Source organism: Bradyrhizobium erythrophlei (genome assembly GCF_900142985.1).
GTDB classification, from domain to species: Bacteria; Pseudomonadota; Alphaproteobacteria; order Rhizobiales; family Xanthobacteraceae; genus Bradyrhizobium; species Bradyrhizobium erythrophlei_B.
In genome coordinates, this window is record NZ_LT670849.1 from 3,521,430 (window position 1) to 3,547,324 (window position 25,895).

General features: G+C 62.2%; 13 protein-coding genes. 5 read left to right on the forward strand and 8 right to left on the reverse strand.

The genetic code is table 11. The features are described from left to right. Positions 1-283 precede the first annotated feature (283 nt). A complete protein-coding gene (locus tag BUA38_RS16440; RefSeq protein WP_072819249.1) occupies positions 284-730 on the forward strand; it encodes a cupin domain-containing protein in 447 nt (148 codons plus the stop codon). Between the two features lie 31 nt (positions 731-761). Here the strand turns inward: BUA38_RS16440 and BUA38_RS16445 are convergent, their stop codons facing one another. Both BUA38_RS16445 and BUA38_RS16450 read right to left on the reverse strand, forming a co-directional pair. Beyond that, positions 762-1,814 carry an amidohydrolase family protein gene (locus tag BUA38_RS16445; RefSeq protein ID WP_072819251.1) on the reverse strand — a complete coding sequence of 351 codons (1,053 nt, stop codon included), beginning with the start codon at positions 1,812-1,814 and terminating at the stop codon, positions 762-764. Positions 1,815-1,842: 28 nt separating this feature from the next. After that, positions 1,843-2,661, reverse strand: coding sequence for an MBL fold metallo-hydrolase (locus BUA38_RS16450; RefSeq protein WP_072819252.1), 819 nt, complete (start codon positions 2,659-2,661; stop codon positions 1,843-1,845). A gap of 191 nt (positions 2,662-2,852) precedes the next feature. Between BUA38_RS16450 and BUA38_RS16455 the strand changes: the two genes are divergently transcribed. Continuing rightward, positions 2,853-3,896: an alpha/beta fold hydrolase gene (locus BUA38_RS16455; protein ID WP_083587603.1), complete on the forward strand. Its 1,044-nt coding sequence runs from the start codon at positions 2,853-2,855 to the stop codon at positions 3,894-3,896. 9 nt (positions 3,897-3,905) lie between these two features. Here BUA38_RS16455 and BUA38_RS16460 read toward each other — a convergent pair whose 3' ends face one another. The 4 genes from BUA38_RS16460 to BUA38_RS16475 all read right to left on the reverse strand — a co-directional run bounded on the left by BUA38_RS16460 (position 3,906) and on the right by BUA38_RS16475 (position 9,823). After that, positions 3,906-5,429, reverse strand: a complete 1,524-nt coding sequence (locus BUA38_RS16460; RefSeq protein WP_072819254.1) for a permease — start codon at positions 5,427-5,429, stop codon at positions 3,906-3,908. Next, entirely contained in the window at positions 5,426-6,178 is a 753-nt protein-coding gene (locus BUA38_RS16465) for an ABC transporter ATP-binding protein (RefSeq protein ID WP_072819256.1), read from the reverse strand. The genes BUA38_RS16460 and BUA38_RS16465 overlap by 4 nt, the downstream gene beginning before the upstream one ends. Before the next feature lie 124 nt (positions 6,179-6,302). Beyond that, positions 6,303-8,381: a PQQ-dependent dehydrogenase, methanol/ethanol family gene (locus BUA38_RS16470; protein WP_425304979.1), complete on the reverse strand. Its 2,079-nt coding sequence runs from the start codon at positions 8,379-8,381 to the stop codon at positions 6,303-6,305. A gap of 329 nt (positions 8,382-8,710) precedes the next feature. Next, positions 8,711-9,823: a lysozyme inhibitor LprI family protein gene (locus tag BUA38_RS16475; RefSeq protein ID WP_072819259.1), complete on the reverse strand. Its 1,113-nt coding sequence runs from the start codon at positions 9,821-9,823 to the stop codon at positions 8,711-8,713. A gap of 203 nt (positions 9,824-10,026) precedes the next feature. Between BUA38_RS16475 and BUA38_RS16480 the strand changes: the two genes are divergently transcribed. Next, entirely contained in the window at positions 10,027-10,287 is a 261-nt protein-coding gene (locus BUA38_RS16480; RefSeq protein WP_072819261.1) for a hypothetical protein, read from the forward strand. Between the two features lie 37 nt (positions 10,288-10,324). Here BUA38_RS16480 and BUA38_RS16485 read toward each other — a convergent pair whose 3' ends face one another. Further along, entirely contained in the window at positions 10,325-11,116 is a 792-nt protein-coding gene (locus tag BUA38_RS16485) for a transglutaminase-like cysteine peptidase (protein ID WP_072819264.1), read from the reverse strand. A 582-nt stretch (positions 11,117-11,698) separates the two neighbouring features. Between BUA38_RS16485 and BUA38_RS16490 the strand changes: the two genes are divergently transcribed. Then, positions 11,699-21,814 (forward strand): autotransporter-associated beta strand repeat-containing protein, encoded by a 10,116-nt coding sequence (locus tag BUA38_RS16490; RefSeq protein WP_072819276.1) that lies wholly within the window; start codon positions 11,699-11,701, stop codon positions 21,812-21,814. 103 nt (positions 21,815-21,917) lie between these two features. Continuing rightward, on the forward strand, positions 21,918-24,152 hold the full coding sequence (locus tag BUA38_RS16495) for a CHASE2 domain-containing protein (protein WP_072819278.1): 2,235 nt from the start codon (positions 21,918-21,920) through the stop codon (positions 24,150-24,152). Positions 24,153-24,175: 23 nt separating this feature from the next. On the opposite strand, the gene BUA38_RS16500 is transcribed toward BUA38_RS16495, so the two are convergent. Continuing rightward, the gene (locus BUA38_RS16500) at positions 24,176-25,783 is read right to left on the reverse strand and encodes an ABC transporter substrate-binding protein (RefSeq protein WP_072826170.1); all 1,608 of its coding nucleotides are present in this window, start codon (positions 25,781-25,783) and stop codon (positions 24,176-24,178) included. Positions 25,784-25,895: the final 112 nt, after the last annotated feature.

Consider the following 25,895-nt stretch of genomic DNA (forward strand, 5'->3'; position numbering starts at 1 on the left):
TGGAGTGGATTTGACATTCGCTACCCGCCCCAGCCGCGGGTCCGAAAAGCGAATGTCAAATCCAAAACTCCACTAGAAACTTGTATTTGCTAGTGGTCCTCTGATTCCAACATTCGCAAAAGTGCCGGCTGCGAAGGGATGCGAATATTGGAATCGGACCACTAGGGCGGATTGTCACAGCGCCCGCTAAGAAAAGTTTAAAATCTTGTTATTAGCTTGCCCTCCCAACACGCCGGGCCAATCCCGGCGCATTTTAAGAATTTGTTCGGGTTAAGGGACGCAGATGGAACTGATCGAAACCAACAATGTCGTGGTCAACCTCTCGCCGAGGCCGATCGAGCCGTCCTGGATCATCGAGGGTAATCCGGTCGCGCAATCCTGCGTGCTGTCGCAAAGCGCCGATGGCCTTGCCTCCACCATCGTGTGGGAATGCAGCGAAGGCAAATTCAACTGGTATTACGATTTCGATGAAACGATCATGATCCTGGAAGGTTCGATCGTGCTCGAAAACGACGCGATGAGCCCGACCCGTTATGGACCTGGCGACGTCATCTTCTTCCGCGACGGCGCCCATGCCAGGTGGCATGTCGAAGGACGCGTTCGCAAGCTCGCCTTCTGCCGGACCACCCAACCGTTCATTCTGGGTTTCGCTGCAAAAGTATACAACAAGATCAAGCGCGTCGTGTTCCTGTCCGAGAAGCGGGTGGCGCCGGGTCTAGCCTCGACCTGAGCCTTTGGCCGGTCACGCCACTATCTGACGGTTACTCGAGCTTCAGTCGGTAAACCTTCATCGCCGTTTTCGAGAACAGCGCGTCTTTCTCCGCCTCGCTTAGCGGAGTGGCGATGCGCTTGAAGGCGTTGAAGATGACCTGATAACTGCACTGGCCTTTGTCGGGCGGAAAGTTGCTCTCGAACATCGCGCGATCGACGCCGAATGCCTCGATGCATGTCTCTATATATGGCCGCCACACTGTAGCCAGTTCTTCCGAGGACGGTGGCCGCGCGCGCTCGTGGAAGTCATAGCCCAGCAGGCACATCGCGAGCCCGCCGAGCTTGACGACGACATTCGGGCATTTCGCGATCTCGCGGATCGATGCCTTCCAGGTCGGGAAAATCTCTTCGCGCCGATTGGCATATTGTCCGGTGCCGGCCGGCCCGCCGCAATGGTCGAGCACGATCTGTGTATCGGGAAAGGCGCGCGCGAGGTCGGTGAGTTCGCCGATCTGCGGATGAAACAGCCACGCGTCAAAGCTCAAGCCGAGCGGCGCGAGGCAGGCAAAGCCTTTTCGGAACGTCGGATCAAGCAGAAGCCCTTTCGGCCGCGTCGCGTACATATGCGCGACGTTGGGATCGGAATCCCAGGCGACAGAATGCCGGATGCCGCGGAAGCGGCCTCCACCTGCGGATATTTCCGCATCAAGCACTGCGCGCGCGTCTTCACCCGATAGCAGGTTGACATGGCCGACGATGCCGGCGCAGACCGCGGCCGGGCCATAGCCGCCGCTCGCGCTCATCGCCGCCGCGCCGTTGGCGAATTCCACTTCGCCCACGGGACGAAACGCTTCAGGTCCGCTGGCGCGGTACATCGAACGCGCCTCGACATAGACGGTTGCAACCACGTTGTGGCCGGAGGCGATGTCGGTCGTGATGTCGTCGAGCAGGTAGCGTTGGCCGCCGCGGTCCCACAAATGATGATGCGGATCGACAATCACACGCCCGCCGTCGAGCACGTCCTCCTGGTGCTGGGCCAGCCAGTCGGGCCGCGGATCGGCATAAAGGCCGGTTTTGGCGGACGGCAAAGTGCTGGCGACCATGAATTTCCTCGCGGTGATTTCTTGTTGGTTAGACGCCGCGAAGAATGATCACTGTCGGCGCTTGAGGCAAGGACTCCCGCGAGATCGTCAGGCTGCGTTCGGTCCGCTCGTCGATGGCGAATTGCTGGCCGATCCGGCGCATGAACTCGTCGAGCGGCGTGGCGAAGCGATGCATCGGCAGAACGACCGAGGCGCGCAAGCGCCGCGTGATCTCGGAGACGCCGTCGAGCGACATGGTGTAGGCGCCGTCGATCGGCACCATCACGATGTCGAGCCGGCCGATCGCGGCGAAATGGCTGTCGGTAAGCTTGTGGTGCAGGTGGCCGAGATGGCCGATACAAAGTCCGGCGACCTCGAAAATGAAGATCGAGTTGCCGTCCTTGATCATCTCACCGCTGGAATCGTCCATGAAGTAGCGGCGGATGTCGGTGGTCACATTGCGAACGAGCACGTCACCGATGCGCTCGTTGATCCGGGCCGGAGAGCCATCGTCGGTCCAGCCGTGAAAGACGTGAGCAATGCGCGGGTCAGGAAATAGCGAGTAATGCGTGCTGTGCGCCCGGTTCATGGTGACGATGTCGGGCATGCGGCCGGTGGTGTAGGCGCCGCTGAAGTCAGTCGCGATCCGCAACCCCCCGGGCGTATCGATGTAGTAGGTCGAATGGCCGGCATAGGTGATCGTGACTTCTTCGGCCTTCGCGGCCGCGAGAGGCAGCGACACCGGGGTAACGCGGAGCGGCGATTGCGCCATCGCGAGGCATTCGCTGCCGCGCGGGGCATCCTGGGCAGCCGCCATCGAGAGCGAAAGCCCCAACAGGCCGAAGACAACCGCAACGACACGCAACATCGGAACGCGCAACCCTGTGCTTTTCGCGACCACTCTAGCGGCGAAAGTGTGAACCGTCATGCTGACGATCGCGCATGTCTGGGCTGACGGCAAAGTGCCGGGGACGATGCTATTTGAATGAGCACGTACCGCACTTTCCGGCTAGATTCCGGGCGGTTCTTGCAGCCAGAGTGCCGATGCCGGAGTTCCGAATGCCAGAGTCCGTCGACCGCAACCGCCGTCATCTACTCATGATCGGCGCGGCCATGTCAGGAGGGTTTGCGATGGAGTTTTCCCAGGCGCGTGCGGCCGATGATGGCGCAGGCCAAACCCGGTCGCCGCGTGCGCCTTCGTCACGTCGCCTGGAGCCACTTCGCTCCGTCGATGCCGGCGTTCTCAATATTTCCTACTACGAAGAGGGGCCTGCCGCGGGTCCCGCCGTGGTTCTCCTGCACGGCTTCCCTTACGACATTCACGCCTACGTCGATGTCGCCCCGCAACTGGCCGCCAGGGGCTGCCGCGTCATTGTCCCCTATGTGCGCGGCTATGGCCCCACCCGTTTTCTGGATTCCAAAACGCCACGCTCGGGTGAACAGGCTGCCGTCGGTGCCGATCTGATCGCGCTGATCGATGCGCTGAAAATTCAGCGCGCGGTCTTTGCCGGCTATGACTGGGGCGGGCGCGCCGCCTGTGTCGCCGCCGCGCTGTGGCCCGAACGCTGCGCAGGACTGGTGACGGTGAACGGCTACGCCATCCAGGACATCGCGCACGCGATGACGCCGGCCAAGCCGACGCGCGAAGTCGCTTATTGGTATCAGTATTATTTCCAGATTGAGCGCGGCCGCGCAGGCCTTGTGGCCAGCCGGCGCGAGATCGCCAAGATCCTGTGGCGGCAGTGGTCGCCGAATTGGCACTTCGACGAAGCCACCTTCGAGCGGACCGCGGCCGCCTTCGACAATCCCGACTATGTCGATGTCGTGATCCACAGCTATCGCCATCGCTACGGCCTCGTGGACGGCGATCCGCGCTATGCCGATCTGGAGCGGCGTCTCGCGGCGCAGCCGGTTATCGCGGCTCCCACCATTACCCTCGACGGCGATGCGGATGGCGTCAATCCGCCGACCGACGGCACCGCGCACGCGGCGAAATTTGGCCGCCGGGTCGCCCATCGCGTTATTCCGCACGCCGGACATAACCTGCCGCAGGAAGAGCCGGAAGCTTTTGCGACGGCTGTGATGGACGTGTTGAAGGCGTGAAGCGCCGCCTTAGTGGCGCCGCGGACTGAATTTCCAGGTCGCCGCGAGAAGGATCGAGGTCATCAGTCCAGTCACCAGTGCGGCCACCGGAAGCGTTAGCGCCAGCGCCGAGGTCGCAGCCCATCCGATCGAGGAAAAGGCTTCGGCGAAGGTCGCAAACCGCGACGATGTCTGGCGGCGACGGAATTGAGCGCGGCGCGCCTGCACGCGGAACCAGAGCTGGATCGCGGTGGCCGATGCCGCCGCGACGAGGACGCCCGCGGCCGTGATGGCCGCCTGTTCAGGCGAGGCAAACAGCAGCGCAAATACCAGCGGCGCGAACAAGGCGCCGATCACGAGCAGCACCACCTCGATCTTCGCCCGGATCAGCCGGGACGGCGGCAGCGGCGCGGCCGTGACAAGATCAGGCGCGTCTTCGCCCGAAATCGTCAACCACCCAAGGCCGCCGGCAAGTTGCCCCGCGGCCATTACGATGACGGGCGTAATCAGCATGATCGCGACCGAACTGTCGCTAAAGCTTCGCCACAGCAGGACGGCGGGCGGCACCAGGTAAAGCAGTTGCATCAGGCTTTGCGACACCAGCCATGGGTCGCGGCCGAGCAGCATCAATTCCTTGCGCCGCAACGCCTGTTGCCGCGATCCCGATCGAAATGCGCGCTTGCGGGAATTGCGGTGCGTGGCGTTGGTGCTGGTCGAGGCGCGGACGGCGGTGTCGGCAAAATGCGCCGAAAAGCCGGCCATGACGGCGCCAAGCAGCAACAGCGAAACTGCCAGCAGCAGCAACAGCGCCTCGCCATCGCCAAGCGCCGCGCGGGCTGGCCACCAGAGCATGCTGTCAGGTCCAGGCGCCAAACCGGCGACGGTGTCCGAGGTGAGAACTGCGAAGCGTGACAGCGTGCCGTAGGACATGATCGCCGCGATCTGCAGCGCGATGACAAAGCCGGCCCCGATCACAGCGGCGACGATCTGGGCGACAAAGCGCGTTCGCCGCGGGCCGATGGTCCGAAACAGCAGGATAGTGATGGCGATGGCGACCGCAGCCGCAGTCAGGCCAACAGCGATCACGACGCCATAGACGGCGAGCCAGCGCAAGCCGCCGCCAAGTATGAGAACGTCGACGAACGGCGTTGCCAGCAACATCGCCATCGCGGTGATCGAAAGCGCGATGGCGGCGAGCCGTACCGAAAAAACATTGGTGAGCGCGACAGGCGAAGACATGATGAGATCGAGATCGGAACGGGCGTAGAACACCCGCGTCACGGATTCGATCGCCTGCGACAGCATCAACGCCCACGCAAGGAAGATCGTGGCGGTCATCACGATCAACGCCGGCTTGTCGAGCGGGGCTTCCAGCGTGGCATAGCGCCCGATCACGGCATAGGCCGGTATGTGCAGCAGCCCTCCAAACACCACGAGGCCGATAATCACGGCGCGGCGGCGTCCGCGCCGCCCGCCCGTCATCATTGCCAGCCATTCACGCCACGCCAGCCGGATCTCGTGCCGGGCAAACCAGCTTAGCGCGAGGGACGTCATGCGGCTGCCGCCTCGCTGTGGACGAGCGCGATGAACACGTCTTCGAGGCTGGTGTCGTTCCGGCCGTTCTGCTGGCGAAGCTCGGCCAGCGTGCCTTCGGCGACAAGCCTTCCCGACGTGATCACGCCAATGCGGTCCGCCATGCGCTCTGCGACTTCGAGAATATGTGTGGTCATGATGACCGTGCATCCCGCTCGCACGCGCTCGCCGAGCAGCCCCTTGACGTGACGGGCGGACACCGCGTCAAGACCGGTCAACGGTTCGTCCAGAATGATCAGGCGCGGGTCATGAATGAGAGCACCAGCCAGCGCGACCTTCTGGCGCATGCCCTTGGAAAATCCTTCGCAGCGCTCGTGCATGTTTGCTTCCAGGCCGAGCGAGACGAGCAATGCGCGCGCCGAGCGCTCGGCGAGCACGGGATCAACGCCCCAGAGACCGGCGACGAATTCGAGATATTCGAGTGGCGTCAGCTTGTCGTAGATCATCGGCTCGTCCGAGACCCAGGCCGTCACTTGCTTGGCGGCGACCGGATCTCTCAGCGCATCGATGCCCGCGATCGCGATCGAACCGGCGTCGGGCTGGAGCAGGCCAGCGACCATGCGCAGCGTCGTCGTCTTGCCAGCGCCGTTCGGGCCGAGCAGGGCATAGAATTCGCCTGACCGAACGATGAGATCGAGCGCATCGACGGCCGGGCGGTCAAAACGCTTTGTTAACCCTCGCACTTCGAGGGCTGATGGATGGGAAGCCATGATGCCGCGCGGTCCTGGTTACAGCCAGCTGGAACCATGGACCGGAAACCATTGCGGTGCGGTGAATCGGGGCATCCAAATTGAAAGATACGCGCGAGTAACCGCGCGTATCTCTTGCGTGGCGTTACTTCTGTGGCGCCGCATCCGCCTTCTTGTCGGGCTCGGCGGGTTTGGGACGCACAGCGTCGGCTGTTCCCTGAATGAAAGCCTGGATCTTGACGACATCGGCCTCGGTCAGCTTGCCGGTGAAGTCCGGCATGCCCTTGTCGGTGAAGGGCCCCTTGAAGACCATGTCCTTCAGGTTGGCGATGGTTTCCGTCGAGACGTAGCCGAGGTTCTTGACGTTGCCGCCTTTGTCGACACCGGGCACGCCGTGACAGGTGGCGCAGGCCTCGACATAAAGTGCAGTGCCTTCCGGAACGTCCTTGGGATCGTATTTGACGCCCGCCAGCAGATTGCCAAGTTGGTACTTGGTGAACTCCGGCAACGGCGCCTTGGCTCCGACCGCGAAAGTATAGACCGTGCCGGGCGCCTCCTTGTCGGCGACGTGTTGCGTGATGCCGAACACGCCGCCCCATCCGACCGCGATCGATACATATTGCACGCCATCGATCAGATAGGTCGAGGCCGCCGCGACCGCGCCCGTGCCGGTCGGCGTCTCCCAGAGCTTTTCACCTGTCGTTGCGTTGTAGGCGATGAAACGTGCATCGGCTGTGCCCTGGAATACGAGGTTGCCGGCGGTCGTCAGCGTCCCGCCGTTCCACGGGGCAACATATTCCTGATGCCAGGCCTCCTTCTGCTTCACCGGATCCCACGCGATCAGCCGTCCGAACGGCAGGTTCTTCGGCGGCGCCGCGTTGAGTGTGAAGCCGACGTTCCAGCCGGTGGTGGCGCCGAACTTGAACGGCGCGGCCGCATTCTGCGTCAGCGTCTTTTCGCCGGTGAGGTTGAGCGGCACGCCATGCGCCGGCAGATAGACAAGGCCGGTTTGCGGATTGTAGGACATCGGGTGCCAGTTGTGCGCCCCGAACGGGCCCGGAATGCTGTCAAAGGACTGGTCCGGCGAGCGCGCCGCGGTGACCTCCATCGGCCGTCCGTCGGCGTCAAAGCCAGTTGCCCAGTTCACATCGACGAAATTCTTCGCCGAGATGAACTTGCCGTTGGTGCGATCGATGACGAAGAAGAAGCCGTTCTTCGGCGCATGCAGGATCACCTTGCGCGGCCGTCCGTCGACCTTGATGTCGGCGAGGATCATCGGCTGGGTCGAGGTGTAGTCCCAGTTGTCGCCGGGCGTTTCCTGATAGTGCCAGACGTATTTGCCGGTATCGGCGTTCAGCGCCACTAGCGACGCGAGATAGAGATTGTCGCCGCCGGCCGGGCTTCGCAGGTTGCGATTCCAGGGTGATCCGTTGCCGGTGCCGATATAGACGAGGTTCAGGTCGGGATCGTACGTCATCGTATCCCACGGCGTGCCGCCGCCGCCATTGACCCACCACTTGCCGGAGGGGTCCCAGGTCTTGGCGGCCTTCTCCATCGATTCATCTTCGAACGGCTTGCTCGGGTCTCCGGGCACCACGAACCAGCGCCATGCCTGTTCGCCGGTTTCAGCGTCATAGGCGGTCAGATAGCCGCGCGCGCCATATTCGGCGCCGCCATTTCCGATCAGCACCTTGCCCTTCACCACGCGTGGCGCGCCGGTGATGGTGTAGGAGTGCGAGTGATCGATGACGGTATCTTTTTCCCAGATCTTCTTGCCGGTGACGGCGTCGATCGCGACCAGGCGTCCGTCATAGGCGCCGACGAAGATCTTGCCCTTGTAAAGCGCGACGCCACGGTTGACGACGTCGCAACAGCCTTTGTAGCCGATCTCGCGGTTGACGCCGGGATCGTAGCTCCAGATGCGCTTTCCGGTGCGGGCGTCGATGGCGTGAACCACGCTCCATGAGGCGCTCACATACATGATGCCGTCGACCACCAGCGGCGTTGCCTCGATGCCGCGAACCGATTCGAGATTATAGGTCCACTTCAGACCGAGGTTTTTGACATTGCCGGTATTGATCTGGTTCAGCTTGCTGAAGCGCGTTTCGGCGTAATCGAGCCCGATGGTGGGCCAGTCCTTTGAGGTCGACGTATTGGCCTTGACGAAATTGGCATCGACCGCCGACGTCGCTGCCTTGATGTGATCGGCCGAGCCCTTGTCCATCTTCTGAGCGACGGCGACGCCGCCGGAAATCGCAAGACTGAAGCCGATTGCGACGGCCGCGCGCGTCAGATGCGGCGGACCTGATAATCTGGCGGCGGTATCGGAGAAAAAACGGCGAGCAGAAGCGGCATACGGCGAGCGCATCATCAGTCCCTCCCATTTTGATCTCTAACGGATCTGCCGGCAATCGTATGCCGCGCCAGACTCTTCCGTCAATCAAAGGTGCGCGGATTGATACTTGCGTTGCGGCTCCTTCCGCCACGCGAAATAAGCTCGCGCACGTTTCGCTGGCCGAAATCCCGTCTTTGGATCGAGCAGCCTGGCGGCTATCACGGCCCGCTCAAGGCAATGCCGACTTCCACCGGAGGAATCGTCGTGGCGTTGCAGCGCCAGCCGCTGCCGTTCTTCTGAAAGGCGAATGACTTTTCGATCCGCAAGCGATAGCCGACCCGGAATTGCTCGCGGCTTCCTGGCGTCGACTTCGGCTTTCCGGATTTCAAATCCCAGCAGGTGCCGGTGCAGTTCGATGCAATCGGGCTGCACGCCGTGAACGGCGAGACAACCACCATCTCAATGGAACTGACCACCTCGGCGCTGTCACCGGTCTGTTTGCCATCGATTTCAAGGACGCGGTTGACGGCAAGAAAATTCCCGCACGCTCCCGACGCGTGAATTTGCGCCACGCACAGATCGACCGCATCCGCGTTTGGCGCGGGCGACATCAGCTGTTTTCCGAACAGTCGCTTGGCGTCGCCCTTGGCGGCCGTGACTTCCGCTGTCTTCCCGGCAAAATAGTCGGACAGGCAGGTTTCCGAGGGCGAAAGCTCGCGCAACGGCACATTTTCCTTGTTCGCAAGGCCGCACTTGCGATCGCGCTCGCGGGTCCAGCGTTCGTACTCGTCGAAGGCGTCCCGCGCCTCGTTGTCCTTGAGCTTGGTGATGACCCCCATCACCTTTTCATTGAGCTCGGCCTTCGCCAGCGCAAGCGTCGGATCGCTGCAAATCAAAAGACCGGCGGTGGTATTGACCGCGAGGCAGTCGAAGTTCGGGTCCGCCAATATGTCGATCCGCTCTTCGGTCTCCTTCAGCAGACAGTTTTTGACCGGTTTGATGTCCTCACGCTTGAGGGGCTGCTGCCCGAGAATCCCGCAGCTGGAGTTGCGGTCCCTGATCCACTCGGCGTTTTCCTCGATCGCAAGGCGGCGGTTCGGGATGCGGTTCAGCCGTTCGGAGATGGCGCCGTTGAGTTTGACGCCGGCGGCATTGAGCGCCGGGTCGCCGCAAAACAACTGGTCCGCCGGCGCCTTGATCGCCTCGCACTGGTTCTTGGCGAACAAGGGCAGGATATCGGTGATCGGCCGGCCGGCGTCGGCATTATCGGCATGGGCCGGCGGCGCCAGTCCGATTCCGATCGTCACAATTGCCAGTGCGAGTGCCCGCATCCCTGTCCCCCGAAAGGAAAAGCCAGACGATAATCCTGGCCATCGTAGCTTCTCGGCCGCCGCGGCGAAATGAAATTGTTGGGACAGGTGGGGCTGCAAGGCCTGCGTCAATTGATGCCAGCCGCCGTGGGTGATACCGTAGGCCTGTCATTCAGCCGGCGGGAGCAGTCCCGCCTTCATTTTGATCGAACGAGATTTGAATCATGACATTTCAGCCTCGCGCGGCAGCGCGCCGACTTTTCGTCGGATGTGTTCTGCAACTCGGCCTCATTGCAATCCTGGCGCCGAATGCGGGCGCGGACAAGCTTGTCGATCCCGGCGCCGTCGCGCCGGAACATCGTGACGCGGCGGAAAAGCGCCGAGCCGAGCAGCTCAAACTATTCCAGTGCTCGAAAAAGGCCGATGAGGCCAAGGTGCTGCGCCGGGACCGCAGCGCCTTTGTCAACGAATGCCTCGACAAATGAGGCTGATGGCTGCCGCGACGGCGGATAGCCGTCGTGTTCAGTTGGCCCTTGAGGCGACGTCAACCGGGGCCGCAAAATTCACAGGCGTGGCAGGCGCGAAATCCTGGCGCGCTGCGATTGGGACCGGCTCCTCATAGCGCATGACGCCCTCGTCGCCGATCACGAACAGCGGCCGATGGTTTCTGACGTCGACGTCTTCGATCATTGCCATGCGCCGGTTGTCCAGCATCAGCCAATGGCCGTCGAGCCGCGCCAGCACGGCGGCGTGGTCTTCGCCATGGATCTGGTCGCGCAGCACGACGATCCGCAGGTCTTCGGGCGAAATGCCGGCCATCCGCAGGGCTACGAATTTGGCGATGGCGTAGTCCTCGCAATCGCCGGCACCGGAGGTAAACGTCGCAAGCGGCGTACTCCAGACGTCGGGCTGGCCATGCTGAGCCATGTCGCTCGTCGCCTTGACCGCCAGATTGATGGCGCGATTGATTTCACCAAAGCGGGCGCGGCCATCGCGGGTTCTGCCGCTGTCCACGATGGCAAGGAATTGCAGGGCGGCCGGCGACACGCAACGCTCGCGGTCGCCGTCGCAAAGCGCAAGCTGCACCATATCGTCTTCGAGCTTTCGCTCGACACCGTTCCACTTGTCGTTGAGGCCGCCCGCGGACAATTTGATCGCCAACAGTCCGAAAGGCTCGGCTGATTTGCGCATCATGTTGAACGTTCCGGGCGAGATCAGCGTGCCCGCGTTCAGACTGGCCGCAGGGCCGAAGCAGATCAGGCCAAAAGCCAGGGCCACCGAACGCCAGGCCCGTGCAATAATGAAGACACCCATTCGACACCCCTTCGTCCGGGTCTCGACACGGCTATGTCAGCCGTGCGTGACCGGATCGTTTTGCCGGGATGATCGGCTGGGGAGCTTTTATTCAGCTTAAGGACCGCGGGCTGCGTGGGGATTGTCCCAAACAGGCTCAAGGGCACCCTACCGATTTGCAGAAAATTCTAGGGAAATCTGCCCCTTGGCAGGCGTCGAACCATTTTCCGCGCGGTATGACTAATTTGATGAAAGTTTGTGGATTCTGTAATCCAGTTCACACTCTCGCGGATGGAACTGGAGCAGTATACCTCCAGGGGGGCTAGGGGAAAGCTCTATCCAGTATAGATGATCGAATTCTATACATGCTAATACGTTTGAACTTTCCCGCGGTGCATGGAAATACCTGAGTAGAGCATGAAATTCCGAAATCTATATCTCGCTTTACGTGGAGCTCGTAGAACAGATGCGTTGGACACGTTGGTGCCGGGCCGGTCAGACTGGGCCTTTTGCAAGCAAGAGATGGTTTCGCAATGGGCCCGCTGGTGATAAGGAAGCTTAGATCTTTGAAATTATATACTTATTAACCATTGCGGTGGCGGGGTGAATTACTTCGGCAAGTTTGATGCCACGGTCTCTGATGCGCTGGGTCAGCACCCGGGCGCTCACCTTTATTCTGAGAAGGTGCACGCCGCGCATGTTCCGTCGGACGCGGTCGTCGTTCCCGACGCTGAGTTGCTGTTCAGAGGCGACTTCAAACGCGCAGGCGTCGACCTTGTTCTTTCCGGCGACGGCCACGAGTACGTCGTCCACGACTACTTCAAGGGCCAGAAGCACGCGCCATTGGCTGCGACCGATGGCGCTTTCCTCACCGGCGATATCGTCAACGCGTTGGCCGGTCAGGTTCAGATCGCGCAGGCTGGTGGCGCTGCGGGCGGCAGCCAGGTCATTGGCCATGTAACGAAGCTGGTTGGCACCGCGACCGCGACCCGCAACGGCGTCTCGATCATTCTCAACAATGGTGACAACGTCGAAAAAGGCGACGTTGTCCAGTCTGGGGCGGATTCGACGCTCGGCATCACCTTTATCGACGGCACCGTGTTCGGCCTGTCGTCGAATTCGCGGATGGTGCTGAACGAGATGGTCTACGACCCGAACGGGTCGAACAACTCGTCACTGCTGAGCCTGGTGGCCGGCACCATCACCTTCGTCGCCGGCGAAACCGCCAAGCACGGCGACATGAAAGTCGATACGCCGGTTGCGACCATGGGTATTCGCGGCACCGCGGTCCTGGTCGAGATCGACTTCGCATTGAACGATGCGAAATTCCAGGTTCTGGTCGAGCCCGACGGCACCACCGGCTCCTACATCCTGTTCGACAAGACGACGCTGACGCCGCTGGCCGTGGTCGACAAGGCCGGGCAGCAGATCAACATCTCGAATGGCCTGTTGAGCCAGACGACGTCGCCGCTGTCGCCCGAGATCCAGAAGCTCATCACCGATGTATTCTCGCTGAAGTTTTCCGACAGCACGAGCACCAAGGCGCTCGAGCATTTTACCGACTCGATCATTCCGACCCCGTTCGGGATCGTTAAAGTCGTCCTGGTTAACAGCACCCTGCCGCAATTTACGGTTACGAACGCGCTAGCACCGACCAGTGGTCCACCTGCGAACAACGGCGCGAACATCAGTCATATTGCCGAGGCGCCGTTCTTCACGACGGTCAGCGATGGCAAGATAACCGAGCTGCCGGTCACGACTGGTAGTAGTGCGGTCGACAAGACGACCGGCACATTCAACTACTTCGACGTCAATGCGAGCGATCATCCGACGGTGTCGGTGTCGTTTGCCTCCTTTTCCTATACGCAGAAGCAGCCTTCAGGGCAGGTGGTGGACATCACCGCCAAGCTGAACGCGCTGGAGCTTGCAGATATCAAGGCGGTCGAAAACGCCATCACCGTCACCCAGGGCACTTTCAATAGCGTTGGCAATGGCACGGCCTCCTACATCTACAAGATCGCCGACGGCGCCTTCGATTTCCTCGCGGCGAACGAGACGCTGACGCTGACCTTCAATGCGACCGTCGATAACAATTATCTGCCGGCCGACCAGACCGGATCGCAAACGTTCACCATCACGATCACGGGCAGCAACGACGTACCGAAGTTCACCAGCCCGCAGCAGAACATCACCTTTGCTCCTGCCGGCCACGACACCAGTGGTGGCAATCTGTTCCCGGACACCGCGACAAACGGCACGCTGGCCTTCACCGATCCCGATCTGACCGACACCCACACGCCCAGCGTGGAAATGACGAGCGCGCTGCTCAACGGACAGCCGCTCAGTGAGATCGTCGGGGCGGATCGTTACAAGGCGTTCGCGGACGCGGTGACCGTCAAGATCACGACGGCGGACGACAGCACGGGCACCGGCACCGGACAGGTCGAATGGACGCTTGCGGATCTCGAGGTCTACCTGGCGGACCTCGTTCCCGATGGCGAGAAGTTGATCCTGACCTACACCGTCACCGTGACGGATTCGCAAGGCGCGACCTCGCAGCAGAACATCGTCGTTACGATTGAAGGCAACCAGCCGGCAGTGACGGCCTGGATCGATATCAATCCGATCCCTGACGGCGGTGCGGCGCTTTGGAGCGACGCGGCCAATTGGGAAAGCGATCTGGCGCCGACCAAGGCCGACGATGTGTTTATCGGCAACGATCAGGTAAACCCCAAGGCCGCGACGTTCCCGGTGACGGTGGATGCCGACGCGCAGGCCAAATCGCTGAGCATGAACGACTTCAGCGACGGGATCGGAAGCCCGACGTTACATGTTAACTCGGGCGTCACCCTGGCGATTTCCGGTGACCTGAACCTGAACACGTCCACGGCGACGGACTCGCACAATAAGCCTCTTGTCCTCGCGACCGCTCAAGCGATTATCGACAACTATGGAACGATCACGGTCGGCGGCATCGCCGAGTTGCTGAAGAGCAGCGTCCTGGATAATTACGGCTCGCTCGTTCTGAGCGGGGGCGGTGATTTCAAGGATCAAACCAGCGTCACCAACGCCGGGACGATTGAAATCGCCGACAGCAGTACGTTCAACGTGGCGGTCGATATCCAGAATTCCTACAAGGGCACTAACGGTACGTTGCAGATCGACCAGGGTGCCACGCTGAAGATCCTGGACGGAGTCGATAGCTCAGGGCACACGGTCGGCACCACCATTTCCGACGGCAAGGTGACGATTGCGGGTGGCGGCACGCTCGATGTTGAAAGCGGCAAGGGCGTAACGCTCAACAATGTGGAGGTCGACGGCACCAACGCCGCATCTCCGGACCCGGCCAGCCTCATCGAAGTCGGTAAGGCGGGCGCAGCGACCCTGGTGCTGGAGAACGGCACCAAGATCGAAAATGGTGCGCTCAAGGTTTTCGGCGGCAGCACCCTCGATATCGAGAGCAGCGCCGGCGCCACACTGGACGACGTGTCCGTCATCGGCGTGCCGGGCGTGCCCGAAAGCATGATCAAGATCGGCGCCGGCTCGACGCTTGTGCTGGACGACGGCACCATCGTCAGCGACGGCAAGGTGACGATCGCCGGCGACGGTACGCTTGATGTTGCGGCCGGAACGAGTGGTGCGGGTGCAACGCTCGATAATGTCACTGTTTCCGGTGGCAACGTCACGGTCGATCCTGGTGTGACATTGACGCTGGATACGGTGACGCTCGATGGCGTGACGCTGTCCGGTGGCACCGACGATGCCACCGCGGTGACGGTGAGCGCCGACAGCACGATCAAGAATGCCACGGTGACCGGCGACATCACGACCGATCCGGCGGTGACGCTGACCCTGGATACGGTGACGCTCGATGGCGTGACGCTGTCCGGTGGCACCGACGATGCCACCGCAGTGACGGTGAGCGCCGACAGCACGATCAAGAATGCCACGGTGACCGGCGACATCACGACCGATCCGGCGGTGACGCTGACGCTGAATACGGTGACGCTCGATGGCGTGACGCTGTCCGGTGGCACCGACGATGCCACCGCGGTGACGGTGAGCGCCGACAGCACGATCAAGAATGCCACGGTGACCGGCGACATCACGACCGATCCGGCGGTGACGTTGACCCTGGACACGGTGACGCTCGACGGCGTGACATTGTCCGGTGGCACCGATGCGGCGACCGCGGTGACGGTGAGCGCCGACAGCACGATCAAGAATGCCACGGTGACCGGCGACATCACGACCGATCCGGCGGTGACGCTGACCCTGGATACGGTGACGCTCGATGGCGTGACGCTGTCCGGTGGCACCGACGATGCCACCGCAGTGACGGTGAGCGCCGACAGCACGATCAAGAATGCCACGGTGACCGGCGACATCACGACCGATCCGGCGGTGACGCTGACGCTGAATACGGTGACGCTCGATGGCGTGACGCTGTCCGGTGGCACCGACGATGCCACCGCGGTGACGGTGAGCGCCGACAGCACGATCAAGAATGCCACGGTGACCGGCGACATCACGACCGATCCGGCGGTGACGTTGACCCTGGACACGGTGACGCTCGACGGCGTGACATTGTCCGGTGGCACCGATGCGGCGACCGCGGTGACGGTGAGCGCCGACAGCACGATCAAGAATGCGACGGTGACCGGCGACATCACGACCGATCCGGCGGTGACATTGACGCTGAATACGGTGACGCTTGATGGCGTGACGCTGTCCGGTGGCACTGACGATGCCACCGCGGTGACGGTGAGTGCCGACAGCACGATCAAGAATGCCACGGTGACCGGCGGCATCACGACCGATCCGGCGGTGACGCTGACCCTGGATACGGTGACGCTCGATGGCGTGACGCTGTCCGGTGGCACCGACGATGCCACCGCAGTGACGGTGAGCGCCGACAGCACGATCAAGAATGCCACGGTGACCGGCGACATCACGACCGATCCGGCGGTGACGCTGACGCTGAATACGGTGACGCTCGATGGCGTGACGCTGTCCGGTGGCACCGACGATGCCACCGCGGTGACGGTGAGCGCCGACAGCACGATCAAGAATGCCACGGTGACCGGCGACATCACGACCGATCCGGCGGTGACATTGACGCTGGATACGGTGACGCTCGATGGCGTGACGCTGTCCGGTGGCACCGACGATGCCACCGCGGTGACGGTGAGCGCCGACAGCACGATCAAGAATGCCACGGTGACCGGCGACATCACGACCGATCCGGCGGTGACGTTGACACTGGACACGGTGACGCTCGATGGTGTGACGCTGTCCGGTGGCACCGACGATGCCACCGCGGTGACGGTGAGCGCCGACAGCACGATCAAGAATGCCACGGTGACCGGCGACATCACGACCGATCCGGCGGTGACGTTGACACTGGACACGGTGACGCTCGACGGTGTGACGCTGTCCGGTGGCACCGACGATGCCACCGCGGTGACGGTGAGCGCCGACAGCACGATCAAGAATGCCACGGTGACCGGCGACATCACGACCGATCCGGCGGTGACGCTGACGCTGGATACGGTGACGCTCGATGGCGTGACGCTGTCCGGTGGCACCGACGATGCCACCGCAGTGACGGTGAGCGCCGACAGCACGATCAAGAATGCCACGGTGACCGGCGGCATCACGACCGATCCGGCGGTGACATTGACGCTGAATACGGTGACGCTTGATGGCGTGACGCTGTCCGGTGGCACTGACGATGCCACCGCGGTGACGGTGAGTGCCGACAGCACGATCAAGAATGCCACGGTGACCGGCGGCATCACGACCGATCCGGCGGTGACGCTGACGCTGGACACGGTGACGCTCGATGGCGTGACATTGTCCGGCGGAACCGACGATGCCACCGCGGTGACGGTGAGCGCCGACAGCACGATCAAGAATGCGACCGTTACCGGCGACATCACGACCGATCCGGCGGCGGCGCTGACCCTGGACACGGTGACGCTCGACGGTGTGACATTGTCCGGCGGAACCGACGATGCCACCGCGGTGACGGTGAGCGCCGACAGCACGATCAAGAATGCCACGGTGACCGGCGGCATCACGACCGATCCGGCGGTGACATTGACGCTGAATACGGTGACGCTTGATGGCGTGACGCTGTCCGGTGGCACTGACGATGCCACCGCGGTGACGGTGAGTGCCGACAGCACGATCAAGAATGCCACGGTGACCGGCGGCATCACGACCGATCCGGCGGTGACGCTGACGCTGGACACGGTGACGCTCGATGGCGTGACATTGTCCGGCGGAACCGACGATGCCACCGCGGTGACGGTGAGCGCCGACAGCACGATCAAGAATGCCACGGTCACGGGCGGCATCACGACCGATCCGGCGGTGACGCTGACCCTGGATACGGTGACGCTCGATGGCGTGACGTTGTCCGGCGGTACCATTGATGATGTTGGCTCGATCGCAGGATTTGGCACGATCGGCTCGGCCATTACAGGTTCGGGTGCGCTGACAGCGAGCGGCGGCACGCTAACTCTGACGGGCGACAACACCTATAGCGGCGTGACCACGATCACGGGCACGCTGGTGCTATCAGGTTCGGGCTCGATTGCCGACTCCAGCGGCGTCATTGATGACGGCACCTTCGATATCTCCGGGCTGACGAGCGGCACCTCGATCGTGACGCTGTCGGGCAACAGCACTGGCAAGGTCATACTTGGCAACAACACGCTGACGCTGACGGCTGGCGTCGGCATCTTCTCCGGTGTGATCAGTGGCAGTGGCGGCCTGACGGTCGATGGCACCGGCACGGAGACGCTCACGGGCATCAACACCTTTGGTGGTGCGACCACCATCGGGTCTGGCGAGACGCTGGCGCTGACGGGCACCGGTTCGATCGCGGCCTCCAGCGGCCTCGCCGACAACGGCACCTTCGATATCACCGGGCTGACGGCCTCGGGCGCCTCGATCACGACGCTGTCGGGCAATAGCACCGGCAAGGTCCATCTCGGCGGAAAGACGCTGACGTTGACCAACGCCAACGATACCTTCTCCGGCGTGATCGACGGCACGGGCGGCGGCCTGATCTTGACGACCGGTACCGAGACCTTGACCGGCACCAATACCTACACCGGCGCAACGACGATCAATGGTGGCACGCTGGCGCTGTCGGGCACCGGCTCGATCGCAACCTCCAGCGGCGTCGCCGACAACGGCACCTTCAACATCTCCGGGCTGACGAGCAGCACTTCGATCGTGACGCTGTCGGGCAACAGCACCGGCAAGGTCATACTTGGCAACAACACGCTGACGCTGACGGCTGGCGTCGGCATCTTCTCCGGTGTGATCAGTGGCAGTGGCGGCCTGACGGTCGACGGCACCGGCACGGAGACGCTCACGGGCATCAACACCTTTGGTGGTGCGACCACCATCGGGTCTGGCGAGACGCTGGCGCTGACGGGCACCGGTTCGATCGCGGCCTCCAGCGGCCTCGTCGACAACGGCACCTTCGATATCACCGGGCTGACGGCCTCGGGCGCCTCGATCACGACGCTGTCGGGCAATAGCACCGGCAAGGTCCATCTCGGCGGAAAGACGCTGACGCTGACCAACGCCAACGATACCTTCTCCGGCGTGATCGACGGCACGGGCGGCGGCCTGATCTTGACGACCGGTACCGGTACCGAGACCTTGACCGGCACCAATACCTACACCGGCGTCACCACGATCAATGGTGGCACGCTGGCGCTGTCGGGCACCGGCTCGATCGCAACCTCCAGCGGCGTCGCCGACAACGGCACCTTCAACATCTCCGGGCTGACGAGCGGCACCTCGATCGTGACGCTGTCGGGCAACAGCACTGGCAAGGTTATACTTGGCAACAACACGCTGACGCTGACGGCTGGCGTCGGCATCTTCTCCGGTGTGATCAGTGGCAGTGGCGGCCTGACGGTCGACGGCACCGGCACGGAGACGCTCACGGGCATCAACACCTTTGGTGGCACGACCACCATCGGGTCTGGCGAGACGCTGGCGCTGACGGGCACCGGTTCGATCGCGGCCTCCAGCGGCCTCGCCGACAACGGCACCTTCGATATCACCGGGCTGACGGCCTCGGGCGCCTCGATCACGACGCTGTCGGGCAATAGCACCGGCAAGGTCCATCTCGGCGGAAAGACGCTGACGTTGACCAACGCCAACGATACCTTCTCCGGCGTGATCGACGGCACGGGCGGCGGCCTGATCTTGACGACCGGTACCGAGACCTTGACCGGCACCAATACCTACACCGGCGTCACCACGATCAATGGTGGCACGCTGGCGCTGTCGGGCACCGGCTCGATCGCAACCTCCAGCGGCGTCGCCGACAACGGCACCTTCAACATCTCCGGGCTGACGAGCGGCACCTCGATCGTGACGCTGTCGGGCAACAGCACTGGCAAGGTTATACTTGGCAACAACACGCTGACGCTGACGGCTGGCGTCGGCATCTTCTCCGGTGTGATCAGTGGCAGTGGCGGCCTGACGGTCGACGGCACCGGCACGGAGACGCTCACGGGCATCAACACCTTTGGTGGCACGACCACCATCGGGTCTGGCGAGACGCTGGCGCTGACGGGCACCGGTTCGATCGCGGCCTCCAGCGGCCTCGCCGACAACGGCACCTTCGATATCACCGGGCTGACGGCCTCGGGCGCCTCGATCACGACGCTGTCGGGCAATAGCACCGGCAAGGTCCATCTCGGCGGAAAGACGCTGACGCTGACCAACGCCAACGATACCTTCTCCGGCGTGATCGACGGCACGGGCGGCGGCCTGATCTTGACGACCGGTACCGAGACCTTGACCGGCACCAATACCTACACCGGCGTCACCACGATCAATGGTGGCACGCTGGCGCTGAAGGGCTCGGGCTCGATCGCCCACTCCAGCGATGTCATCGATGACGGCACCTTCGACATCTCGGCGACGACCTCGGGCGCCTCGATTGTGACCTTGTCCGGCAACGGCGCGCTCACCCTCGGCGCCGAGACGCTGACACTGACAAATGCCTCGACCACATTCAGCGGGACGATCAGCAGCACCGACGGCGGCATCACGGTCGCCAGCGGCACGCTAACCCTCGGCACGATGACCCTGGACGACCTGACGCTGGCGGGGAGCTTCAGCAATTCCGGCACGCTGACCATCGTCGACACCGTTACGTTCAATGGCGTCACCATGTCTGGTGGTACGCTCGATGTCTCCGGTATTCTGGATACGACCGGAACCACCACGATCAGCGGCGCCTCGATCATCAACCCCGGCCATATCGTTCAAGTGAGCGGCACGCTCACGATCGACCCCACGCCGTTCACCAACACCGGCACGTTCGAAGTACAGAGTTCCGCGGTCTTCAGTGGCGAAGTCCACACGGATACGCATGGTAATGTTACCAGCATTGACCAGGAAGTCGTTACCAACACAAATGGCACTATCCAGATTGACCATGGCGGCACGCTGACGCTGTTCGACGCCACCATCAATGGCGGTACGATTATCGACAATGGCACGCTGTTGCTCACGGGCACCACGAGCAAGCTCGAGAACGTCACGTTCACCGGCACTGCGACCCTCGATGTCGCCAGCGGCGCGACACTCGAACTCGGCGGGTCTGGCTATTCCGGTGTGACCGTGAATTTTGGCACGCCTGGACCGCATGGTAATGTCGTGTCCACGAGCGGCCTGCTGATCCTCGACGATTCTCACCACTTCGGCGGAACGATCTCCGGCCTGACCGAAGCTTCGTCCGAGAGCCAGGAAAACCACGTCGATCTCACCGATTTGCACTACGATCCGTCCCAGTCGGCGCACCAACGCGTAGCTGCGGTCGATTCCAACGGCGAGGTTACCGTTACGGTGACCGACGCGCATGGCCATACTCTGGATCAGGTTTCGCTTGCAGTTTCCGGGAATAGTTCTGGATCGTTCGAAACTTCGTCAGACGGACACGGCGGGGTATTGCTCGACGATCCCTCGACAACCGGCAATGTGACGATCGACAGCGATCAGACCCTGAGCATCTCGGCGGCAAGCTCAAACACGGTGACCTTCACCAACAATAGCGGCACCACAGGTGAGCTGCTGCTTGCCGACTCCAAGGATTTCACGGGCTCGATCACAGGCTTCACCGGTGACGGGACGGTTGCGAACTCTGATTTGATTGATGTTACCGACATCAACTTCGCGAATGTCGCGACGGACAAGACGACCTATACGGAAAATGCCGCCGGTACCGGCGGAACGCTGACCCTGCATGACGCGAACGGGCAGGCGCTCGACAGCATCAACTTCACCGGCAACTATCAGCTGGCGAACTTCACCATCGAGAACGACGGCTCCGGCGGTACGCTGATCGTCGATCCGCCGGTCGATACGAGCAGCCCGACGCCGACCAACACGGTCGTTGCCAGCGGCCCCAACCAGGTCTTGAGCGGCTCCGCACCCGGCGACAACTTTGTCTTCAACTTCGCCGGCGTCGGCCATTCCACGATCACAAACTTTGACCCGGCTGCAGATGCGATCAAGTTCTCCAGCTCCATCTTCGCCAATGCCCAGTCGATCCTGAACGCTACGCACGACGATGGCCACGGAAATGCGATCATCGCCATCGACGCTCATGACAGCATTACGTTGAATGGCGTTTTGAAAGCGCAGCTGCACGCCAGTGATTTCCACGTCGTTTAGGACGGTTTTGCGCGAAGTGCGCGGCCGTCGCTGTCGGGGCGTCACATCGATTCGCCGAAACAAGATTCGTGATCAATTCCGCATGTCGTGATATCGAAGCGGCATGAAACGTCTCAAAATCATCCGGCGCTGGTTCAGCCGAAAATTCGGCTACGCGCGCTTGATCTGCCTCGTCTTGCTGGTCGGCATCGCGGCGCTGCGCCTCGCCGATTTCGCGCCGATCGAGGAATTGCGGGTCAGGACCTTCGACTTCTACCAGCGCTTCGAGCCGCGCGTGAAGACGACGCGCCCCGTCACCATCATCGACATCGACGAACCGAGCCTGAAGAAGCTCGGACAGTGGCCGTGGCCGCGCACGTCCATCGCCGACATGGTCATCAACCTCGCCAATCTCGGCGCGGTTGCGATTGCCTTCGACATCGTGTTCTCCGAGCCTGACCGGCTCAATCCGGATGTCGCGGCCAAGAGCATGCGTTATCTGGATGAACTGACCCGGACCCGTTTGCGGGAGTTGCCGAGCAACGACCAGATCCTCGCCGATTCCCTCAGGCGGGCGCGCGTGGTGCTCGGCGAGACGGGTCTGGCGTCCGTGGTCTCCGAACTCGACATGGACCTTCCGTTCACGGGATTTGCGACGCTCGGCGACAAAGCGGGCGCGGAGCCGCGCTTCTACGAGTTTCCCGGTCTGTTGCGCAACGTCCCCCCGCTCGAAAAGGTGGCCGCAGGCCGCGGCCTCCTCACCATCGTTCCCGAGCGCGACGGCATCGTTCGCCGGGTGCCGATGATGCTGCGGGCGCAGGGCCAGATGATGCCATCATTGAGCATGGAATTGCTTCGGGTGATTTCGGGGACGTCGACGATCCTGGCCAAATACGACGAGGCTGGCGTCAAGAGTCTCGCGGTCCGGGGGCTCGACGTGCCGACCGACAGGAACGGCCAGCTCTGGGTGCACTTTGCGCGGCAGGATCCGTCGATCTACGTGTCGGCGGCGAGCGTTCTCGACAACACCGCGCCGCTCGACAAGATCAGGGGCAAGCTGGTCCTGATCGGCACATCCGCAGTGGCGCTGAACGACCTCAAGACGACGCCGGTCTCGGCCGCGATGCCGGGGGTGGAGATCCATGCCCAGGTGCTGGAGGCGGCGCTGACGCATGCGGTGCTGGCCCAGCCGAGTTACGCGATCGCGGTCGAATTCCTGGGCGCGATGGTGCTCGGAATTCTGGTCATCATCTTCGCACCCAGTTTCGGGCCCATCACGCTCGTCGGCGTCGGCGCCGTGTTCGCCACGCTGCTGTTCGGTTCGTCCTGGTACTTCTATCAGGCGCATCGGCTGCTGATCGACTTCACCTATCCGCTGCTGTCGACCACCGCGATCTATCTGACGCTGATTTTTGCAAGCTTCGTCAGGGAGCAGCGGCAGCGCCGTCAGATACGCTCGGCTTTCGGCCAGTACATTTCGCCGGCGCTCGTCGAGCAGCTCGCGCACTCGCCGGAAAAGCTCAAGCTCGGCGGCGAGGAGCGCGAGATGACGATCATGTTCTCCGACGTTCGCGGCTTCACGTCGATCTCGGAGTCCTACAAGCACGATCCGCAGGGCCTGACGGCCCTGATGAACCGCTTCCTGACGCCGCTCACCGACGCCATCCTGGCGTGCAAGGGCACCATCGATAAATATATGGGCGATGCGATCATGGCGTTCTGGAACGCGCCGCTCGACGACAACGATCACCAGGTCAACGCCTGCAATGCGGCGCTCGACATGCTGGAGAAGATCGACGCCCTCAACAAGGATCGCGAAATCGAGGCGCAGAACGGTGGCCATGTCTATATCCCGATCAATGTCGGGGTCGGCCTCAATACCGGCGTCTGCGTCGTCGGCAATATGGGTTCGAACCTGCGCTTCGACTATTCGGTTCTGGGCGACAGCGTCAATCTGGCCTCGCGCCTGGAAGGTCAATCCAAGGAATACGGTTTTCCGATTATCGCGGGCTCGAAGACGGCGCTCGCGGCCAAGGACAAGTTCGCCATTCTCGAGCTCGACTTCATCATGGTCAAAGGCAAGAAGGAGCCGGAGGTCATTTACGCCATCGCCGGGCGTCTGGATGTTGCCAACTCGGCGAAATTCCAGACGTTGCGCAATCTCACTATCGAGATGCTCGCCTGTTATCGCAGCCGCGATTGGGAAGGGGCGCTGGCCTCGATCGAGCGCGGCCGGCGCAAAGACGAAGCCGGCGCGCTCAACTATCTCTACAAGCTCTATGAAGCGCGGATTCACGATTATCAGCAAAATCCGCCGCCAGAGGACTGGAACGGCGCCTTCGCGCTATTGACGAAGTAGCGCGCCGCTCCTTTGCGAGCGCCTCATTCCACGCCGATCGTCGTCAGGTCCTGGAACCAGTGCTGGGCCTGCACGAACTTCTTGACCCGCGGCGACAGCGCATGCGGATTGGTGTCGTGCACCACCCACACCAGCGCGGCATCGTCGACGATCAAGGCGTGGGCCTGCGCGATCAACTCGTCCTGCTTCTTGATGTCGAAGGTCTGCTTGGCCTCACTGATCAGCGCGTCCACCTTGGGGTTCTTGTAGCCGCCCCAGTTGACGCCAACGGGCGCGACCTGGTCAGAAGCAAAGAACCGCACGATCGCGTAAAGCGGATCCGACGTCACATAGGCGATGTTGTTGGACGTAATGCCGGCATTCATCTCGTCGGCCGCGCCCTTGCGCCAATGCGTATAGAGCGTTTCGAGTTCGACGACCTTGAAGTCGATGTCGATACCGATTTCCTTGAAACTCTGCTGCAGGAATTCGTTCATCGGCAGCGACAGCATCTGCCCGGTGCCGCCTTGGGCGATGATGAACGTCGTCTTCAGCGGCTTTTCCCTGGAATAACCGGCTTCTTCGACAAGCTTCTTGGCGGCAGCGAGATCATACTTGATGTCGAACTCGGGCTTTCCAAACCAGGGGCTCGAAGGGTCGACCTGGCCTTTGGCGGGCTTCGCCAGGCCGTTCATCAGCCCGACCACGCCATCGCGGTCGATCGCGAGGTTGAGTGCCTTGCGCAGGCGAATGTCGGTCCATGGCGAGCCCGGCAGCACGCTTAAATGATAGTTCCACACATGCGGGGTAATGTTGTCGACGATCCGCATGCCGGCCGCCTTGAGCTGCGGCACCGCATCCGGCGCCGGGGTCTCGATCAGGTCGACTTGCCCTGCGAGCAGCGCGTTGGTGCGCGTCAATGCCTCGGGCATCGGAATCAGCACCAGCTTGTCGACCTTCGGAAGCCGTTTCTTGTCCCAGTAGTCCGGGTTCCTGGTCAGCTCGGCGAGTTCACGCGGCACCAGCTTGGTCAGCTTGAACGGACCGGTGCCCGAGGGCTGGCTTGCAAACTTGTCCCAATCCTTGCCGAGCTTTTCGTATTGCGCGGGGCTCGAGACCAGGAACCAGAGCATCTGGTAGGGGAAGAAGGAATCGACCGTCTTGGTCGTGATCTCGATGGTGTCGTCGTCGATCTTGGCGTAACTCGCGACCGACGGCAGGCGGGTCTTCACCTGCGCGCTCTGGCGCTTGTCGAATTGCGGCGCCTTGTCGTTGAGGACCTTGTCGAGATTCCAGATCACCGCGTCGGCATCGAAGTCGCTGCCGTCGTGAAATTTGACGCCCTTGCGCAGGCTGAAGCGCCACTTGGTCTTGTCCTTGTCGTCGACCTTCCACTCGGTCGCGAGGCCGGGAACAAGTTTTCCCGGACGGTCCGCGACGTCCATTTCCCAGGCGACCAGCGGATCGTAGATCGTATAGGCTGTGAACTGATAGCCGCCCGCGCCGCGATCCGGCTGTCCCGTCGTCAGCGGGACGTCGGCCATCGAAATCCCGTAGCGCACCACCGTTTCGGCGCGAGCAGATTTCGCGTCAAGACTGAGGCCTGCGGCAAGCGTCAGAGTGAAGGCGAGGATGAGATAGCGGACGCGCATAAACGAAAGCTCCGTTGAACGAGCAACGGCGCCTTGGCCTGCAAGCTTGATGCCAAAAAATGCACCTGCGACAATGCGTTCCGAGGTGTCCCGGGGCGGCGGCGTGGGCATC

Bases quoted from the DNA above. Each gene is read 5' to 3' on its own strand.
- BUA38_RS16460 (WP_072819254.1), bottom strand. From the start codon at position 5,429: ATGACGTCCCTCGCGCTAAGCTGGTTTGCCCGGCACGAGATCCGGCTG.
- BUA38_RS16485 (WP_072819264.1), bottom strand. From the start codon at position 11,116: ATGGGTGTCTTCATTATTGCACGGGCCTGGCGTTCGGTGGCCCTGGCT.
- BUA38_RS16445 (WP_072819251.1), bottom strand. From the start codon at position 1,814: ATGGTCGCCAGCACTTTGCCGTCCGCCAAAACCGGCCTTTATGCCGAT.
- BUA38_RS16475 (WP_072819259.1), bottom strand. From the start codon at position 9,823: ATGCGGGCACTCGCACTGGCAATTGTGACGATCGGAATCGGACTGGCG.
- BUA38_RS16465 (WP_072819256.1), bottom strand. From the start codon at position 6,178: ATGGCTTCCCATCCATCAGCCCTCGAAGTGCGAGGGTTAACAAAGCGT.
- BUA38_RS16470 (WP_425304979.1), bottom strand. From the start codon at position 8,381: ATGGACAAGGGCTCGGCCGATCACATCAAGGCAGCGACGTCGGCGGTC.
- BUA38_RS16455 (WP_083587603.1), top strand. From the start codon at position 2,853: ATGCCAGAGTCCGTCGACCGCAACCGCCGTCATCTACTCATGATCGGC.
- BUA38_RS16440 (WP_072819249.1), top strand. From the start codon at position 284: ATGGAACTGATCGAAACCAACAATGTCGTGGTCAACCTCTCGCCGAGG.
- BUA38_RS16495 (WP_072819278.1), top strand. From the start codon at position 21,918: ATGAAACGTCTCAAAATCATCCGGCGCTGGTTCAGCCGAAAATTCGGC.
- BUA38_RS16450 (WP_072819252.1), bottom strand. From the start codon at position 2,661: ATGTTGCGTGTCGTTGCGGTTGTCTTCGGCCTGTTGGGGCTTTCGCTC.
- BUA38_RS16480 (WP_072819261.1), top strand. From the start codon at position 10,027: ATGACATTTCAGCCTCGCGCGGCAGCGCGCCGACTTTTCGTCGGATGT.
- BUA38_RS16500 (WP_072826170.1), bottom strand. From the start codon at position 25,783: ATGCGCGTCCGCTATCTCATCCTCGCCTTCACTCTGACGCTTGCCGCA.